The sequence below is a fragment of the Pseudomonas sp. PNPG3 genome, assembly GCF_023093815.1.
GTDB classification, from domain to species: Bacteria; Pseudomonadota; Gammaproteobacteria; order Pseudomonadales; family Pseudomonadaceae; genus Aquipseudomonas; species Aquipseudomonas asiatica.
Genome location: NZ_JALLKV010000001.1, coordinates 38376 through 55028, shown reverse-complemented (window position 1 = coordinate 55028; position 16653 = coordinate 38376). Strand labels below are relative to the sequence as shown.

The window sequence follows — 16653 nt, the reverse complement described above, 5'->3', positions numbered from 1 at the left end:
TCAGGGGGCTGTTCTCGATTCCAGATCCATCTCTGACGGCCAGTTTACCTTCGGTGCCAAACGCAGGGCGAACTCACACCAGAGCACATCGTTGTGGTCTTTGGGTTCGCCTGGTGGTGGCAGGGCTGAGGGGCCTTCCTGCATGTAGGTGCAGATGTAGGCCCAGGCATGTTCATTGGCGCCCATCGTGACCAGAGGAAAACGGTCGATGACATTGTTTGTGCCTGGTGCAACGATGGAGAGTGTGACACCCCATTTGAAAATTAACCCACCGTTTGGCAGTGCGCCGGTTTGGGACCAGCGCTCGGCGCGGACTTGGGACCAGTCGTAACTGACCGGCACGACCTTGCCTTTGTCGAAGGGGTTCCACCATTGATGCTTGAAGTTGTAGGCGTAGATTTTATTACGGGCCCGGTTGAATCGAATGGGCAGGTCTCGGGGCGCTGAGAGGTCTGCCCGGAACAGGACAACGGTGCACCATGCTGACAATGAGAGCATGATAATTTCCTGAAGAACACTTTCTATGTCCGTTGGGTCCGTATGCCTGATCACCCAAGGAAGGTCAACCAGGATCGAAATCAGAAAGATAAGTGCCAATATCGAAACGATCCCACGATACGCCATTGCTGAGCGACAAATCTCGAGGTAAATATCATCTTGAAAGTTCGGCGTGTGGGGAGCCAAACCAGGTTCTAGAATCGGTGCATCGAAGGGCGATGGCAAGTCTTCTTGCCAGCCAGTGCAGGGTGGGATCAGTCTTGGGCGGCTCATTGATTTTTGCTCTTGTTGGTGCGTATCTCATTCTCTATTAATACAATCTGAGCGAGTGTTGTTTTGTCGTCTTTGTCAGGCCAGAAGTTTAGGGTGAATTCTATTGCCTGGATGGTGTGGTGGTCGGACAATGGCAGCGCTCCTTGAATGGTGAGGGCTTTAGTCATTGGGTCGACCTTTGCGAGTGGCTGCATATCGGGTGGTCTGGAGAAGAGCTTATTGGTCGCTCTGTCTTGAGCTTGCAGTTTCAACGGCGAGGAACTGTCTGCGGACAGTACAGCTAATTCACTACCTCTAGGTCCGTGGTACAGGCTTAAGCTCCACTCGTAATGCGACAGGTGCTGATTGAAATTTGGAATGCGAATAAAGAAAATCAGGCCGACGCTTGCCGGGACCGCATTACCATCACTGGTAAATATCGTTGACGCATTTTCTTTGTGGATGGAGTGATTGATTTCGAATTGGATTTGAATCGAGACCTCCGCCTCCAAACCGAGGAGGGACGCATTGAGGGCGGCAATGGCCGCGTCCATATCGGCGTTGGTCATCCATTGGCGATGTGATTCCGGTAACCCCCACTTGGCATTTCTGGCCCAAATCTGCGTTGCTGATGATTCTTTGTGCTTGGCTGAAGTTGCAAGCAGATAGGCTGCTATGCCCAAGGTGATGCTTATGCCTATCGGGCCAAGTAAAGCGCTGGAGCCAAATGCGGCCCAGACGCCAAATGCTGCGGCCCCGAATGAAGTGGCACTTGCGAACCGGTAGAGGCGAGCTGCAGAGCCATCTCCCACTCTCTCGGATCTAAGGTTTGCATACCTGTACTGAACCGCATCCATGACACCAGCAAGCGCAGAAATCCCCGAGCCGAATCTGGCAATACCGGTTCCCAATGAGATTGTTGTCACCGTCCCCGGCCACGGTATCTTCGGACGCACAAGCGCAACAACCAGTCCCGCCGCTTCGACGCTGGCACCCAACAACCCAAGCGAAGAAGACCAGATCGCCGCAAGCGCCTCCGGGTTGTCCTGATGCGTCTCTTGCAACGCTCGATAGTTCTTGCCCAGGCTGTCCTGATGGAACCACATGCTGCCCAAGGCAAATAGCAGCCCGACGCTTCCGCTACTCGCTGCAGCATCCCGCAGGCTGCGCATGGCATCGCTTGCCACGCTTTGCGCGGCCGTAGAACTGATCTTCAAACCACCCGTAACCTGCGCACGCAGCGTACCCGCACCAATAGCAATATTGCGTACCAGCGCCCCGACGCCACCGGCTGCACCTTCGCGCAACTGCACCAGCCGCGCCTGTAAACTTTCAGCACTTTCCAACGTCCAGAGCATCACCTCGATCATCTGCCTACGGTTACCCGCTGCCGCAATATTGATCGCGCCACTCAACACCATGGCCCGCACCTTGCGGCCCAGTGGGTCACGGAACTGCTTGTCTACCTTCTGCAGAAACGCATCGGTCCGCGCCTCCAGGGCTTCATTGAGCAGGCTCATGTATTCGCCCACTGTCAGCGACACCCGGAGCGGCGTTACCTGCTGCCCCGCAAACAGGGCAAACGCCGAGCGATGCACATGGCCGATCAGGGTTTTGGTCCGTTCACTCAGGTGCTGGCTGAGTGCATTCCCGGCGCTGTTGGTCGCGGCCAGCAACTGGCCAACGGCATCCTGTATCGGCTTGATCATCAGCAGTTGGCCATCGGCGGTCCCGGCGATGCCCTTGATGATGTCGTACACCTTGCCGAAGTCGTCCCCGGACAGCGCGTTGGCCACCTGCTGCATCAGCTTCTGGTTCTTGGCCAGTAGTGCCTGGTAAAGCAGGCTGCGGTCGTCTTCCAGCAGCTGCTGCCAGATATGCTGGGTGATCCCGAGCGGCTGACCCTCCTGCGGCAAGGTTTCAGTGGGCCCGCCGGCCAGGCAGGCGGCCATCATCTGGATGAAGTACTCCACCGAAACGGGGGAGGTCGCGTCATAGTCGTAGTAGCCGATCTGCTGAAACGCCCGCTTGGCATAGTGCCGCGCATACAGATCGCCAACCTGGTCGATCATCGACTGCCAGTTTTTCAGTTCGCGGTCGTAATCAGCCTGGAACGCCGCGCGGGCGCTTTCGTCGTAACGCTCTTCCAGCCGCTCGCGGGCGTCCTGCTGCTTGCGCGCGGTGTTGCGTTCGGCCTGCGCGTCGATGTCCACCGGCGGCAGATACGCCTTGGCCGCGATCGGGCTGTCGTTCCACTGCTCGATCTGCCGGGCTTCCCGCTGCGCGTCCTCGGCACCCTGCACGGCCGCCATGGCCGCGTGCAATTCGCGGATGCCCAGCAGTGCTTGCGAGGTGAAGTATTCGAAGTGCCGCTGCGGCTGGGCCCGCCATTCCTGCAGGGCTTGCACCCAGCCAGTGCGTTGCGCGTTGAGCTCCATGACCATGCCGACCGGGTCGGGTAGCGTCAGCGCCAGCAGGCCATTGGGCAGTTGTTCCTGCTCGATGACATTGCGCACATGCGTGCGGGTTTCATGCCAGCGGCCCAGGCGGCTGTAAAAGCCATGAGCGCTGGTAAACCTGGCAGAGGAAAAGGTGGAAAACTCCAGGACCTGTTCCAGGCCGAAGCGGAAGCTGTCGGTCATGGCGATGCCGAGGCTGGCAGGGTCGTTGCGTGCGCTGTTCAGGTCCACTTCGACGAAGCGGGCGAGGGTGCCCGGGTCACTGTCGACGATGCCTTGCCGATAGCGGTCGAGTACCGCACGGGGCCAAGGGTCGTTGGCGAAGGCGATCCAGGCCTTGCGGTAGAGCAGGGTATCGATGTTGATGAACGAGGCAATCACATCGTGGCCTTCGGTGGCGCATACCTTGGGTAACGACCTGGGTGGCCCCAAGGGCATCTGCGACACCGGAAAGCGCTGCAAGGTACCTTCCGCCGCTACCTCGTAGGCCTGCCAGATTTCCTGGTCGAGCAGTACGTAGACATAACCCTGGCGCAGGAGGCGCAACTGGTCGGTGTGCATCGGGTGGAAGACGATTTCGCTATCGTCTGCCAGGCGATAGGGGCGCCCTGTGTCCGGGCGTGGGGCGTAGGCCTCGCGCAGCAGCAGAATCGGCAGGCCGGAGCGTTCGCAGGCATTGCAGGTGCCGTAGGTGTTGGGGATCTCTTCCTGCATGGCGATGTGGATGGCTTTGCTGATGCTCATCAAGAGTTCCTTTCCAGTGATTTGACGCAACGGCCAAAACACTAGCGAGGAACGCCTTCGCGGGGGAGCAATGGGCTTCCTAAAACGTTGTAGGATTTTTCGCTTTAGTCCCCCTATAGGAGCGGCCTTGTGTCGCGACTGCTGCGCAGGAGCCCCAGGATCTTGCCGGCAATAAAAGTCTATTGCCCCAACATCTGCCGCACTAGCCACTGCCCTGCCGGCCCGAGCGCGCGCCGGCTCGACCAGGCCACGTCCATGTCTACCCGTCGCGGATACCCGGCCACCTGCAACTCCACCAGCCCACTGCCAAACCGTGCCACCAGTGCCCTGGGCAGCTCGGCCCAGCCGAACCCGCGCACGGCGAACTCCAGCAGGGTGAGGTAGTCCGGTGCCGACCAGGCTTGGCCACGACCGTGGTGCAGGCTGGGAGCATAGGTCTTGATATACAGCTGCCGGACGTTCTCCAGGTGCTGCGTCTGCACCTGGGGCAAAGCCGCCAACGGATGCCCGCTGGCCACGTACACCCCAAACTCTGCCTGCTCGGGCAAGCGTGCCACGGCAACGTCAGCGGGGTAGCTGGGCTGGGTGGCAAGAATGCCGACGTGTGCCAGGCCCTGCTGGATCAGCTCGATCACATCGGCATCTTCCGATGGGCCGCAGCGCAGCTCGGTATGCGGGTAGTGCTGGGCGAAGCGGGCCATCACCGCGCCCTGGAAGGTCACGCTGTAGCTGTCCGACATCACCACCGAGACCAGTGCCTCGATGTTTTCCGCCAGCCGCACCGCCAGGGCATCGAGCTGGGCGCTGGCATCGAGTATCGCCTCGACATGGCTCAGCACCTGCCGCCCAGCTTCGTTCAGCGTGGGGTGGCGACCGCCACGCTCGAACAACGGGCAACCCACATCGGCCTCGAAATTGGCGATAGCAATGCTGATGGTGGACTGGCTCTTGCGCAACTTGCGCGCCGCAGCGGAAAACGAACCCAGCGATGCGGCTTCGACAAAGGCGACCAGAGCTTCGGGTGAGTAGCGCATGATATTGATAAAACCGATGGTAGCTATGTCGCGAGTATCAGTTCTATCAAAGAAAATAGGAAGCACGACTCACGTAATGGATGGAATTTGCCATGAAAAACGTTTCTTTCACCGAACGCCTGGTCCACGCCGTCGGTTATGAAGTGTTCGCCGTGCTGCTGTGTGCGCCGCTGTTGTCCTGGATCATGGGCAAGTCGCTGGCGACGGCGGGGGCGCTGGCGGTGACCCTGTCGGTGATCGCCATGCTGTGGAACATGGTCTACAACGCACTGGTCGATCGCTACGTGCGGGTCGAGCGCATCCACTGGAAGGCCAGCGCTCGCTTTGCACACGGCCTGGGCTTCGAAGCCGGGCTGGTGGTGTGGTGCCTGCCGGTGGCGGCGTGGATGCTGGAAATTTCGTTGCTGCAGGCGTTCATGGTGGAGTTGGGCTTCTTCGTGATCATCTTGCCCTACACCGTGCTGTACAACTGGGCCTTCGACAAAGCCCGGCACCTGCTGATGCAGCGTCGCCTTGCATGAAAACTACCAGCCTGCGCTGCTCCTCGATTTGTGCATTGCGCGGATATCCTGGGGCTGCTTCGCAGCCCTTTCGCGACACAAGGCCGCTCCTACAGGGATGGCGTAGGCTTCAGGCTTGCGCTGTACCTGTGGAAGCGGCTTTAGCCGCGAACACCGGCGCAGCCGGTGCCATCCTATAGTTGACCGCGTTTGCCCATAAAAAAACGGGGCATGCCATCGCTGGCATGCCCCGTTTTTCAAACCGTTAAAGCGCCTCAGGCAACCTTGACGATCCAGCCAGCCGGTGCTTCCACGTCACCGCTCTGGATACCGGTCAGCTCGTTGTAGAGCTTCTGGGTAACCGGGCCGACCTTTTCCAGGTCGTGGAACACGTGCAGCTTGCCGTTGTACTCGATGCCGCCGATCGGGGTGATCACCGCAGCGGTACCGCAGGCCCCGGCTTCGATGAAACGGTCCAGCTTGTTGATTTCCACATCGCCTTCGATCACGGTCAGGCCCAGGCGCGATTGCGCCAGTTCCATCAGCGACAGGCGGGTGATGCCTGGCAGCACCGAAGCCGATTTCGGGGTGACGAACTCGTTGTTGGCGGTGATGCCGAAGAAGTTGGCCGAACCGACTTCCTCGATCTTGGTGTGGGTCAGCGGGTCGAGGTAGATGGCGTCGGCGAAGTTGGCTTTCTTCGCTTCTGCACCCGGCTGCAGGCTGGCGGCGTAGTTGCCACCGACCTTGGCCGCGCCGGTGCCTTGCGGGGCTGCGCGGTCGAAGCTGGAGATCTGGAAGTTGTGCGGCTTCATGCCGCCCTTGAAGTACGAGCCAACCGGGATGGCGAAGATCGAGAAGATGAACTCGGGGGCGGTGCGCACGCCAATGTTGTCACCGGTGCCGATCACGAACGGGCGCAGGTAGAGGGCGCCTTTACCATGCGGTGGCACGAACTTCTCGTTGGCCTTGACCACTTGCTTGCACGCCTCGATGAACACATCGGTCGGCACCTGCGGCATCAGCAGGCGGGCGCAGCTGCGCTGCATGCGGGCGGCGTTCTGGTCCGGGCGGAACAGGTTGATCGAACCGTCCTTGCAACGGTAGGCCTTGAGGCCCTCGAAGCACTGCTGGCCGTAGTGCAGGGCAGTGGAGCCTTCACTGATGTGCAGTACGTTGTCTTCGGTCAGGGTGCCCTTGTCCCACTCGCCATTGCGCCATACGGACAGGTAGCGTTTGTCGGTCTTGATGTAGTCGAAACCCAGCTTGTCCCAATTAATGCTTTCGTTGCTCATGACACCCTCATTGTCTTGCAAGTGCCCGATTGCTCGGGCTGCTGTTATATGCGCACCACGCCACCATAATACATCCGTGGCAGATCGGGAACGGCCAGTCACGAATTGATAGCCTGCAATGCATTTATTGTGGCTTCTACAAGTGCAGGTATTCGTCCAGCGCCAGCCGGTCGAGCAGTACCTGGTCGTGGGACGCCACCACCAGCGCCCCGCGAAACTGCCCGAGCATGTGCTCCAGTGCGGCCAGCGACGGCAGGTCCAGGTGGTTGCCGGGTTCGTCCAGCAGCAACAGGTCGAGCGGCCGTTCGCGGTACAGCACGGCGGCCAGTGCTGCCTTCATTCGTTCACCGCCGCTGAGCAGGCCGCTGGGCAGTTCGATGCGGGCCGCATCCAGGCCAAGTTGTGCCAGGCGGCTGCGCAAGTCGCCCTGGGCCAATGTCGGGTTTGCCTGGTGCAGGTGGTCGAGCACGCTGGTATGGCCTGGTAGTGCGCTGCAGTGCTGGTCGAGCAGGGCGGTTTCACCACTGAGGCGCAGGCTGTCGGGCGGTGCTGGCAACTCGCCGTTCATCAGCTTGAGCAGGGTGGACTTGCCACTGCCATTGGCGCCGACCAGGCCCACCCGCTGGCCCAGGCACAAGCGCAGGTTCAATGGTTTGCGCGTGCCGCGGGGTAGGTGCAGCGCGTGCAAGGCCAGCACTTCGCGGCCCGGATGGCGCTGCGGCGTGGGTGCATGCAGGGTAATGGCGCAGTCCTGCTCGACTTCGCGAGCGGCGTCACGCACTTTGCCCTGCAGCGCCTGCCGGGCGTCGCGATGGTCGCGGCACTGCTTGCCCGCAGTGGCCTGGCTGCGTTCCTGCTGGCGGTCGACCAGGATCTTGGCCTGGTTGGCGTGCCTGGCGTTGCGCCCGGCGCGGGCTTGATGACGTTCCAGGTCTTCGCGCTGGCGCTGCAGTTCGCGCGCCTGGCGTTGCTGCTCCTGTTTCAGCCGGGCAAGTTGCTGTTGGGCCAGCGCCGTCTGGCTGGCTTTCTGGGCCGAATAAAAGCTGTAGTTGCCGCCATAGGCCTGCAAGCCCAGGCTGGACAATTCGACGATGCGCGTCATGTGCGCGAGCAGTTTGCGATCATGGCTGATCAACAGCAAGCCCCGGTCCCAGGCTTCGATCATGCTCAGCAGTTGGGCGCGGGCGTTGCTGTCCAGGTGATTGCTCGGTTCGTCGAGGATCAGGTAGTCCGCTTCGCTGAGCCAGGCGCCGACCAGCGCCACGCGCATGGCCTGGCCACCGCTCAGGCTGTGGGCGGGCTGGTGCCAGTCGAGCTGGCCCAGGCCGTGGCGTTGCAGGTGCCCCTGCAATTGCTCGCGGATATCCCAGCGTTCGCCGACGGTGTCGAAGTCACTGGGTGCGACGCTGCCTTGCTCGATGCGCTCCAGCGCAGCGAGCACCGCGCCCACCTGGGCCAGGTCGGCGACCGTGGCGCTGTGCTCGATCACCTGCTGGTCCAGAAGATGGATGCGCCCAAGGCGCCGACACTGGCCGCTGCTTGGTTCGCGCTGGCCGGCAAGTACCTGCCCGAGCAGGCTCTTGCCCACACCGTTGCGCCCGACCAGGCCGGTGCGGCGTTGGTCGAAGGTTTCGCTGAGGTTGGTAAATAACAGCCTGCCGTCAGGCAAGGCCAAGGAAACGCTGTCCAGCGTCAGGATCGACGTGTTCGTCATGCACAACTCCACAAATGCCGCGACATCTCCGGAGCGAACCGGAGGCTGAAGACTGGCCGTCGAAGGGACGGCGGCATCAATGGCGCATTGGACGAACACCTCGTGACAGGGGAATGCGTAGCCTAACGGATAGAGGCATCGTTGTCGCGGGAAAACAGATTCCGCGAGTGCGCCGCGTGCCCTGTAGGAGCGGGTTCACCCACGAAACAGGTGACGCGGTGGATGGCACGGGCTTCGCCCGTGTTCGCGGTTAAACCCGCTGCCACATGGTCGGCGTCGCCCTTAAAGCGTGCACTGGACCTGTAGGACCGCGCATGCCCCTGGTTCAGCGTCCCATCAAGCGCCTGGTCCAGTCGCCCCCGTGGCTCTGCTGGCAGGCCTCTTCACTGTCAAACCGCACATGCCAGGCCGGATGATCCAGCTGAATGCCGGCCTGCTCCAGCGCAAGGCCTGTCAGTGCCAGCATGCGCACCTTCGCGTCGCCCGCCACGGCGGCGGCCTTGTCGGCCTCTCGCTCGAACACCCAGGTAATACGCAGGCTGGCCGGAAAGTCCTCGGGCGCGAGACGATGGGTAAGCCAGCTGAAACCGACGATCTCCGCCTTGGCGGTTTCGCAGGCTTCGGTCAGGCAAACCACCAGTTCACGCTCCAGGCGTGCCATATCGCGCTTGTTCAGGGGTTTCACCGGGGGGCCTCGCTGCTCAAAGCCACCACTGTAACGCAGTTGCACCACTTGTTGTCGGCCAGCCCGACAGCAATGGTTGACCACCCGCCAGCCACTGCGTAGCCTTGCCACCTCGAGGTTCTTCGGCCAGGCCGAAGCTAAGACGGGAACGCGGTACAAGCCGCGGCTGCCCCCGCAACTGTAAGCACCGAAACGGATCGACACAGCCACTGCGCCCGCGCGCGGGAAGGCGTCATCCCGCCAGCCCGCTGCACCAGCGGGCACATGGAACGGTGCGAGCCAGGAGACCTGCCTCGTCACGTTTTCGACTTTCAACCGGGCGGGGTGATCCGGTGGCGAACAAGCCCGGCCGGCCTGGCCTGCGGCTGTCGTCCTGCATGCCCGCGCCAATCTGCCAAGGGCAATGCGACATGAAAACACTGGCCAAGCTCCCCGTCACCATCGTCACCGGCTTCCTCGGCTCGGGCAAGACTACCTTGCTGCGCCACATGCTCGACAACGCCCAGGGCCGCCGCATTGCGGTAATCGTCAACGAGTTCGGCGAGCTGGGCATCGACGGCGAAATCCTCAAGCAGTGCAGCATCGGTTGCACCGAGGAAGAAGCCACCGGCCGCGTCTACGAACTGGCCAACGGCTGCCTGTGCTGCACCGTGCAGGAAGAGTTCTTCCCGGTGATGCGCGAGTTGGTGGCACGCCGTGGCGACCTGGACCATATCCTCATCGAAACCAGCGGCCTGGCGCTGCCCAAACCGCTGGTGCAAGCCTTCCAGTGGCCAGAAATCCGCAATGCCTGCACCGTCGACGCGGTGATCACTGTGGTCGACAGCCCTGCGGTGGCCGCCGGCACCTTCGCCGCCTACCCGGACCAGGTCGATGCCCAGCGCAAGCTCGACCCCAACCTGGACCACGAGTCGCCACTGCACGAACTGTTCGCCGACCAGTTGGCCAGTGCCGACCTGGTGGTGCTGAACAAGGCCGACCTGATCGACGCCGAAGGCCTGGCCAAGGTCCGCACCGAGGTGGCCGAAGAACTGCCTCCGGCGGTCAAGGTTGTCGAGGCCAGCAGCGGCAAGCTGCCGCTGGAGGTGTTGCTGGGTGTGGGCGCCGAGTCCGAGGCGCACATCGATGGTCGCCGTACCCACCATGATTCCCACCATGACGGTGATGACCATGACGATCATGACCACGACGCCTTCGACTCCATCTCCATCGACCTGCCCGAAGCCGACGAAAGCCTGCTGCTCGATGCCCTGACCCAGCTGGTGGTGGAGTTCGGCATCCTGCGCGCCAAAGGCTTCGCTGCCATCCCGGGCAAACCGATGCGCCTGCTGGTGCAAGGCGTGGGTACCCGTTTCGACAAGCACTTCGACCGCGCCTGGCGCGCCGACGAGCCGCGCATCACACGCCTGGTGCTGATTGGCCAGGACCTTGACGCCGCCCAGCTGGAAGCGCGCCTGCGCCAGGCACTGGGCGCCTGACCCATGCACCTGCTGCGGACCCAGCCCGGCGGCTTCGTGCCGGATGACAGCATTGCCGACCTCGGCCAGACGCCCGCCGAGCTGGTGATTCTCTGCAGCGGCGATTCGCACCTGGCATTGCTCGCCGATACCGCCGAGCAATTGCCCGAGGATTACCCCAGCCTGCGCCTGGCCAACCCGATGCAGGTCCAGAACCATGCCTCGGTCGACCTGTACGTCGACCAGGTGCTGCGCCATGCCAAGGTCATCCTGGTGTCGCTGCACGGTGGCGTCGGCTACTGGCGCTATGGCGTCGAGCAGTTGGTCGAGCTGGCCGGACGTGGCGTGCAGCTGATCCTGGTGCCGGGTGACGACCGCCCGGACCCGGAGCTGACCAGCCTGGGCAGTGTCAGCGGCGAGCAGGCCGAACGCCTCTGGCACTACTTGCGCCAGGGCGGCAAGGCCAATGCCATCAACCTGTTCAACTGCCTGGCCAGCCAGTGGCTGGGCCGCGACTATGCCTGGGACGAGCCGCAGCCGCTGCCGCGCACTGCCGTGTATCACCCGGCCAAGGGCAGCGCCACGCTGGAGGATTGGTACACGCAGTGGCACCCCGAGCAGCCGGTGGCACCACTGTTGTTCTACCGCTCGCACCTGCAGGCGGCCAACACCGCGTTCATCGATGTGTTCTGCCAGCGCCTGCAGGCGGCCGGGCTCAACCCATTGCCGATCGCCGTGGCCAGCCTCAAGGAAAGCGCCTGCCTGGAACAGGTCGAAGCCTGGCTGGACGAGGTGGGGGCCGAAGTGCTGGTCAACACCACCGGCTTTGCCCTGTCCAGCCCCGAGCGCCCCAACCTGCGCCCGTTCCGTCGCGACATCCCGGTGCTGCAGGCCATCTGCGCGCAAGACAACCAGCCCGGCTGGGAAGCCAGCGAGCAGGGCCTGGGGGCGCGTGATCTGGCCATGCACATTGCCTTGCCAGAACTGGACGGGCGCATCATCACCCGCCCGGTCAGTTTCAAGGACATGGCCTGGCGCAGCGAGCGCAGCCAGTCCGACGTGGTCTGCTACCGCGCCCACCCCGAGCGCATGGACTTTGTCGCCGAACTGGCCCGCCGCTGGGTCGAACTGGCGCGCCTGCCAAATACGCAAAAGCGCGTGGCCCTGGTGCTGGCCAACTACCCGACCCGGGATGGCCGCATTGGCAACGGCGTTGGCCTGGACACGCCAGCGGCCGCGCTGAACATCCTCAAGGCCCTGCAGGCCGAAGGCTATCCGCTGGCCGACTTGCCGGGCAGCGGCACGCAGCTGATCCATCAGTTGCTCGGTGGCGTGACCAACGACCTCGACCATCTGGACCTGCGCCCCTGCGCGCAGAGCCTGAGCCTGGCCGACTACCAGGCTGCCTTCGAGCGCCTGCCAGAGGCAAACCGCCAGGCCGTGCTGGAACGCTGGGGGCCGCCGCAGCAGGACCCGATGTACCGCAGTGGCCGGCTGATGGTGGCCGGCCTGCGCTTTGGCTTGACCTTTGTCGGCATCCAGCCGGCGCGCGGTTACCAGGTGGACCCCAGCGCGGTGTACCACGACCCGGACCTGGTACCGCCGCACGGCTATCTGGCATTTCACTTCTGGCTGCGCCATGCCTTTGCCGCCGACGCGGTGATCCATGTCGGCAAGCACGGCAACCTCGAATGGCTGCCCGGCAAGGGCGTCGGGTTGTCGGCGCAGTGCTGGCCGGACGCCTTGCTCGGCCCGCTGCCGAACATCTATCCGTTCATCGTCAACGACCCGGGCGAGGGCGCCCAGGCCAAGCGCCGCACCCAGGCAGTGATCATCGACCACCTGATGCCGCCGCTGACCCGTGCCGAAACCTATGGCCCGTTGCGCCACCTGGAGCAATTGGCCGACGAGTTCTACGAAGCGCAGCTGCTCGACCCGCGGCGCGCTCGCGAGTTGCAGCGCGACATTCTCGAACTGGTCAAGGCCAACCACATCGACCGCGAACTGCAGCTGGAAGGCCAACTGGACGATGCCGCCGTGTGGCTGCCACGCCTGGATACCTACCTGTGCGACCTGAAGGAATCGCAGATTCGCGATGGCCTGCATGTGTTCGGCCAGTCCCCGGAAGGCCGGCTGCGGCTGGATACCTTGCTGGCGCTGTTACGGGTCGAGCGTGGCGACGGTCGCGGTGGCAATGCCAGCCTGTTGCGGGCCCTGGCCAAGGCGCTGGTGCCAGGCTTCGATCCGCTCGATTGCGAACTTGGCCAGCCGTGGCAAGGGCCACGCCCGGACCAACTGCAGGCCATGAGCAGCGAGCCTTGGCGCACCTGTGGCGATACCCGCGAACGCCTCGAACTGTTGGCGCTGCAGTTGATCGACCAGGCGCTGTGCGGCACCGTGCATTTACCTGCCCAGAGCGAATGGCAGCCGGTGCACGATGTGGTACGGACGCTGCGAGAATCGGTGGCACCCAGCCTGGACGCCTGCGGCAGCGCCGAAATGGATGGCCTGCTGGCGGCGCTGGCCGGGCGTTTCGTGCCCGCCGGCCCCAGTGGCGCACCCAGTCGTGGTCGCCTGGACGTGCTGCCCACCGGTCGCAACTTCTATACCGTGGACGTGCGCAACCTGCCCACCACCACCGCCTGGCGCCTGGGCTTCGCCTCCGCCAACCTAATCCTGGAGCGCCATCTGCAGGACCACGGCGATCACCTGCGCCAGCTCGGTCTTTCGGTGTGGGGCACGGCAACCATGCGTACCGGCGGTGATGACATCGCCCAGGCCATGGCGCTGATGGGCGTGCGTCCGGTGTGGGCCACGGGCAGCCAGCGGGTAGACGATTTCGAGATCCTGCCACTCAGCCTGCTCGACCGCCCGCGGGTGGATGTGACCTTGCGCGTTTCCGGCTTTTTCCGTGATGCCTTCGGCAACCTCATCCGCCTGTTCGATGCCGCAGTGCAGGCCGTGGCCGCGCTGGATGAGCCCGACGATCTCAACCCCCTGGCCGCCCGCGTGCGTAGCGAGCGTGCCGCGCTGCAGGCGCAGGGCGTGGACGCCGAGCAGGCCGCGCGCCAGGCTGGCTGGAGGGTGTTCGGTGCCAAACCAGGGGCCTACGGCGCGGGGGTGCAGAACGCCATCGACGGGCGCCTGTGGCACAGCCGCGACGACCTGGCCGAGGTCTACCTCAATCACGGCGGCTATGCCTACGGCGCCAGCGACGACGGAACCCCGGCCCGAGCCCAGTTCACCCAGCGCCTGGCCAAGGTGCAGGCGGTGCTGCAGAACCAGGACAACCACGAACACGACCTGCTCGATTCCAACGACTATTACCAGTTCCAGGGTGGCATGCTGGCGGCGTCGGAAACCTTGTCCGGTGCGGCAGTTGCCAGTTATCACGGCGACCATAGCCAGGCCGACCGGCCGCGCATCCGTACCCTCAAGGAAGAGCTGAACCGGGTCATCCGCGCCCGGGCGCTGAACCCGAAATGGATCGACGGGGCCAAGCGCCACGGCTACAAGGGCGCCTTCGAGATGGCGGCGACGGTCGACAACCTGTTCGCCTTCGACGCCACCACGGAACTGATCGACGACCATCATTACCAGGCGCTGGCCGATGCCTACGTGCTCGACCCGGCGACCCGCGACTTCATGCGCGAGCACAACCCCGAGGCCCTGCGCGACCTTACCGAGCGTTTGCTGGAGGCCCAGCAGCGCGGTCTGTGGCAGGCACCGGGTGACTACCGCGAGGCCCTCGAGGAACAACTGCTCGACGGCGAGGAACAGGCTTGAAATGAGTGAACCCGTGCAATTTCCACTGGCAGCCGTGGTCGGTGCCGATGACCTGAAACTGGCGCTGTGCCTGACCGCAATCGACCCGAAGATCGGCGGCGTGCTGATCGAGGGGCCACGTGGCATGGCCAAGAGTACTCTGGCCCGTGGCTTGGCCGACCTGCTCGGTGAGGGCCCGTTCGTGACCCTGCCACTGGGCGCCAGCGAAGAGCGGCTGGTCGGCACCCTCGACCTGGATGCCGCACTGGGGCAGGGCAAGGCGCAGTTCTCCCCAGGGGTACTGGCCCAGGCCGATGGTGGCGTGCTGTATGTCGATGAGGTCAACCTGCTGCCCGACACCCTCGTCGACCTGTTGCTCGATGTGGCGGCCAGTGGCACCAACCGTATCGAGCGCGACGGCATCTCGCACCGGCACAGTGCCCGCTTCGTACTGATCGGCACCATGAACCCGGAGGAGGGCGAACTCCGCCCGCAGTTGCTCGACCGCTTTGGCCTCAATGTGGCTCTGGAAGGCTTGCCCGAACCTGAGGCGCGCCAACAGATCATTCGCCGCCGTCTGGCCTTCGACAGCGACCCGCAGGCCTTTTGCGCGCAATGGGCCGAGGCCCAGGCGCAATTGCGCGAGCGCTGCCAGGCGGCGCGTCAGGCCCTGGCCGGCATTGCCCTGGACGACCAGGCACTGGCCTGGATCACCGAACGCTGCTATGCCGCTGGGGTCGACGGGTTGCGCGCCGATCTGGTCTGGCTGCGCGCCGCACGCGCCCACTGTGCGTGGCGTGGTGGCGAGGCCATCGAGGAGGCCGATGTCGATGCAGTGGCCGAGTTCGCCTTGCGCCATCGCCGCCGCGTTTCGCCCCAGGCCAACCCGCCTGCGGCGCCGCAGCAGCCTGAACAGCAACCCGGTCGACAAGACGCGGGCAACCCTGGCGAACAGGGCGGGCAGGGCGACTGGGGCGCAATGCCGGCGCAGCCTGTGGCCAGCGGCGCTCGCCGCGAGGTGCCGAACTGGGCAAAAAAGCCCTGAGCATCCCCCAGTCACCTGCCAAAGGGGCGGATGCCAACGCAGGCGCAGGTAAGCAATACGGTGCCAGCCGAGGCCGGGCGCGCAGTGCTGCGGCCGGGCGGGTGGCCTGGTTGCCGACCCTGCTCAAGGGGCGGCCACGCCAGCGCCAGGACCTGTGCTGGCAGCAACGCCAAGCCAGGCCCGCAGAACTGTGGCTGGTAATCGTCGATGCTTCGGCCTCGACCCGTCGCCACCAGGCGTTGGCGCAAACCAAAGGGCTGCTGGCGGCGCTATTCGACCAAGCCTACCGCCAACGTGCCCGGTTGGCCCTGCTTACCGCCAGCGGGCGCTCACCGCAGTGGCAGCGCCACGGCCTGAAGGCCTCGGCCGCCTTGCAACCGTGGCTGCAAGCCTTGGGAGCTGGTGGTGGCACGCCGTTGATCGCTGCACTGGAGCAGGCTCGGCACTGGTTGCAGGATCGGCAACGGGCCCACCCCGAAGAAGCGTTACGCTGCCTGGTGTTCACCGACGGTCGCCTGCAACACTGGAATACCGTGCAGCCGATGCCGTGCGCCACTCTGTTGGTGGACATGGAACTGGCGCCGGTGCGCCTGGGCCGTGCGCAGCGCCTGGCGCAGCAACTTCAGGCGGATTACCAGCACCTGCAACAGTTCAGGTTGGTGGATTGAAAAAGCACCGGTGCGACACTATGCCGCAATAAGAAAAAGTTGCCAGAACAGCAACCCGGAAGTTGTACAAGTGCGTGGCGACGCACGCACTTGGTTTGCCGGCCGATATTATTTCGGCATTGACCACGGCTGCAGGTCGTAACCTTTTTCGCACAGCTCGGCGCGCACTTCCTCGATCAGGCTGGCCCACTGGGCCGGGTCGGAATAGATGCGCGAAGACACTTGCTTGCTGCCGATGCGGGTGCTGGTCCGGTCGATCACTGCCAGGCTCAGTTCACCAGTACCGTTGGGTGCATCCCAGGCTACGCACTGGAAAGGTTCGAAGGCGTGGTCGGCAATCAGCAGTGCTTCGTTGACACGGAGCGGGGCATTCATGGTTCGGTCTCTCTATGGTCCCAAACATCCAGTTAAAGTCCGCGTTGCTTCGAAGTCGCCTCGGTTATCGCGAAGTGCAGCGCGGGGTTATGTGTACTGATGCTCGTTGTCCGGGGGCGAGTCACACATTGGTTGTAAAAAATTTTGCCAGGGTCGAATCCG

Annotated in this window: 12 protein-coding genes and 1 riboswitch; of the genes, 5 read left to right on the top strand and 7 right to left on the bottom strand. The window is 63.6% G+C overall.

The annotated features are described in order from the left end of the window. From MJ643_RS00245 to MJ643_RS00235, 3 genes are all read right to left on the bottom strand, one after another. Positions 1–771 carry a DUF6708 domain-containing protein gene (locus MJ643_RS00245; protein WP_230397110.1) on the bottom strand — a complete coding sequence of 257 codons (771 nt, stop codon included), beginning with the start codon at positions 769–771 and terminating at the stop codon, positions 1–3. Continuing rightward, complete coding sequence (locus MJ643_RS00240; protein WP_247726576.1) at positions 768–3953, bottom strand: T6SS effector BTH_I2691 family protein; 3186 nt, start codon at positions 3951–3953, stop codon at positions 768–770. The genes MJ643_RS00245 and MJ643_RS00240 overlap by 4 nt, the downstream gene beginning before the upstream one ends. Positions 3954–4132: 179 nt before the next feature. Further along, positions 4133–4987 (bottom strand): LysR family transcriptional regulator, encoded by an 855-nt coding sequence (locus MJ643_RS00235; protein WP_013972498.1) that lies wholly within the window; start codon positions 4985–4987, stop codon positions 4133–4135. A 92-nt stretch (positions 4988–5079) separates the two neighbouring features. Here MJ643_RS00235 and MJ643_RS00230 point away from each other — a divergent pair, with 92 nt between their 5' ends. Further along, positions 5080–5508: a multidrug/biocide efflux PACE transporter gene (locus MJ643_RS00230; protein ID WP_024087038.1), complete on the top strand. Its 429-nt coding sequence runs from the start codon at positions 5080–5082 to the stop codon at positions 5506–5508. Positions 5509–5762: 254 nt separating this feature from the next. Here the strand turns inward: MJ643_RS00230 and MJ643_RS00225 are convergent, their stop codons facing one another. The 3 genes from MJ643_RS00225 to MJ643_RS00215 all read right to left on the bottom strand — a co-directional run bounded on the left by MJ643_RS00225 (position 5763) and on the right by MJ643_RS00215 (position 9181). Beyond that, a complete protein-coding gene (locus MJ643_RS00225; RefSeq protein WP_013972500.1) occupies positions 5763–6782 on the bottom strand; it encodes a branched-chain amino acid aminotransferase in 1020 nt (339 codons plus the stop codon). 136 nt (positions 6783–6918) lie between these two features. Then, on the bottom strand, positions 6919–8496 hold the full coding sequence (locus MJ643_RS00220) for an ATP-binding cassette domain-containing protein (protein ID WP_038409609.1): 1578 nt from the start codon (positions 8494–8496) through the stop codon (positions 6919–6921). A gap of 325 nt (positions 8497–8821) precedes the next feature. Next, positions 8822–9181, bottom strand: a complete 360-nt coding sequence (locus MJ643_RS00215; RefSeq protein WP_038410433.1) for a hypothetical protein — start codon at positions 9179–9181, stop codon at positions 8822–8824. A gap of 98 nt (positions 9182–9279) precedes the next feature. After that, positions 9280–9492, top strand: a riboswitch (cobalamin riboswitch). Between the two features lie 99 nt (positions 9493–9591). Here MJ643_RS00215 and cobW point away from each other — a divergent pair. From cobW to MJ643_RS00195, 4 genes are all read left to right on the top strand, one after another. Then, positions 9592–10659: a cobalamin biosynthesis protein CobW gene (gene cobW / locus MJ643_RS00210; RefSeq protein WP_013972502.1), complete on the top strand. Its 1068-nt coding sequence runs from the start codon at positions 9592–9594 to the stop codon at positions 10657–10659. Between the two features lie 3 nt (positions 10660–10662). After that, positions 10663–14424 carry a cobaltochelatase subunit CobN gene (gene cobN / locus MJ643_RS00205; RefSeq protein WP_013972503.1) on the top strand — a complete coding sequence of 1254 codons (3762 nt, stop codon included), beginning with the start codon at positions 10663–10665 and terminating at the stop codon, positions 14422–14424. A 1-nt stretch (position 14425) separates the two neighbouring features. Next, positions 14426–15448, top strand: coding sequence for an AAA family ATPase (locus MJ643_RS00200; RefSeq protein WP_015270206.1), 1023 nt, complete (start codon positions 14426–14428; stop codon positions 15446–15448). Positions 15449–15549: 101 nt separating this feature from the next. Continuing rightward, a complete protein-coding gene (locus MJ643_RS00195; protein ID WP_013972505.1) occupies positions 15550–16116 on the top strand; it encodes a VWA domain-containing protein in 567 nt (188 codons plus the stop codon). Between the two features lie 108 nt (positions 16117–16224). Here MJ643_RS00195 and MJ643_RS00190 read toward each other — a convergent pair whose 3' ends face one another. Further along, positions 16225–16491: a hypothetical protein gene (locus MJ643_RS00190; RefSeq protein WP_013972506.1), complete on the bottom strand. Its 267-nt coding sequence runs from the start codon at positions 16489–16491 to the stop codon at positions 16225–16227. Between the last annotated feature and the right edge of the window lie 162 nt (positions 16492–16653).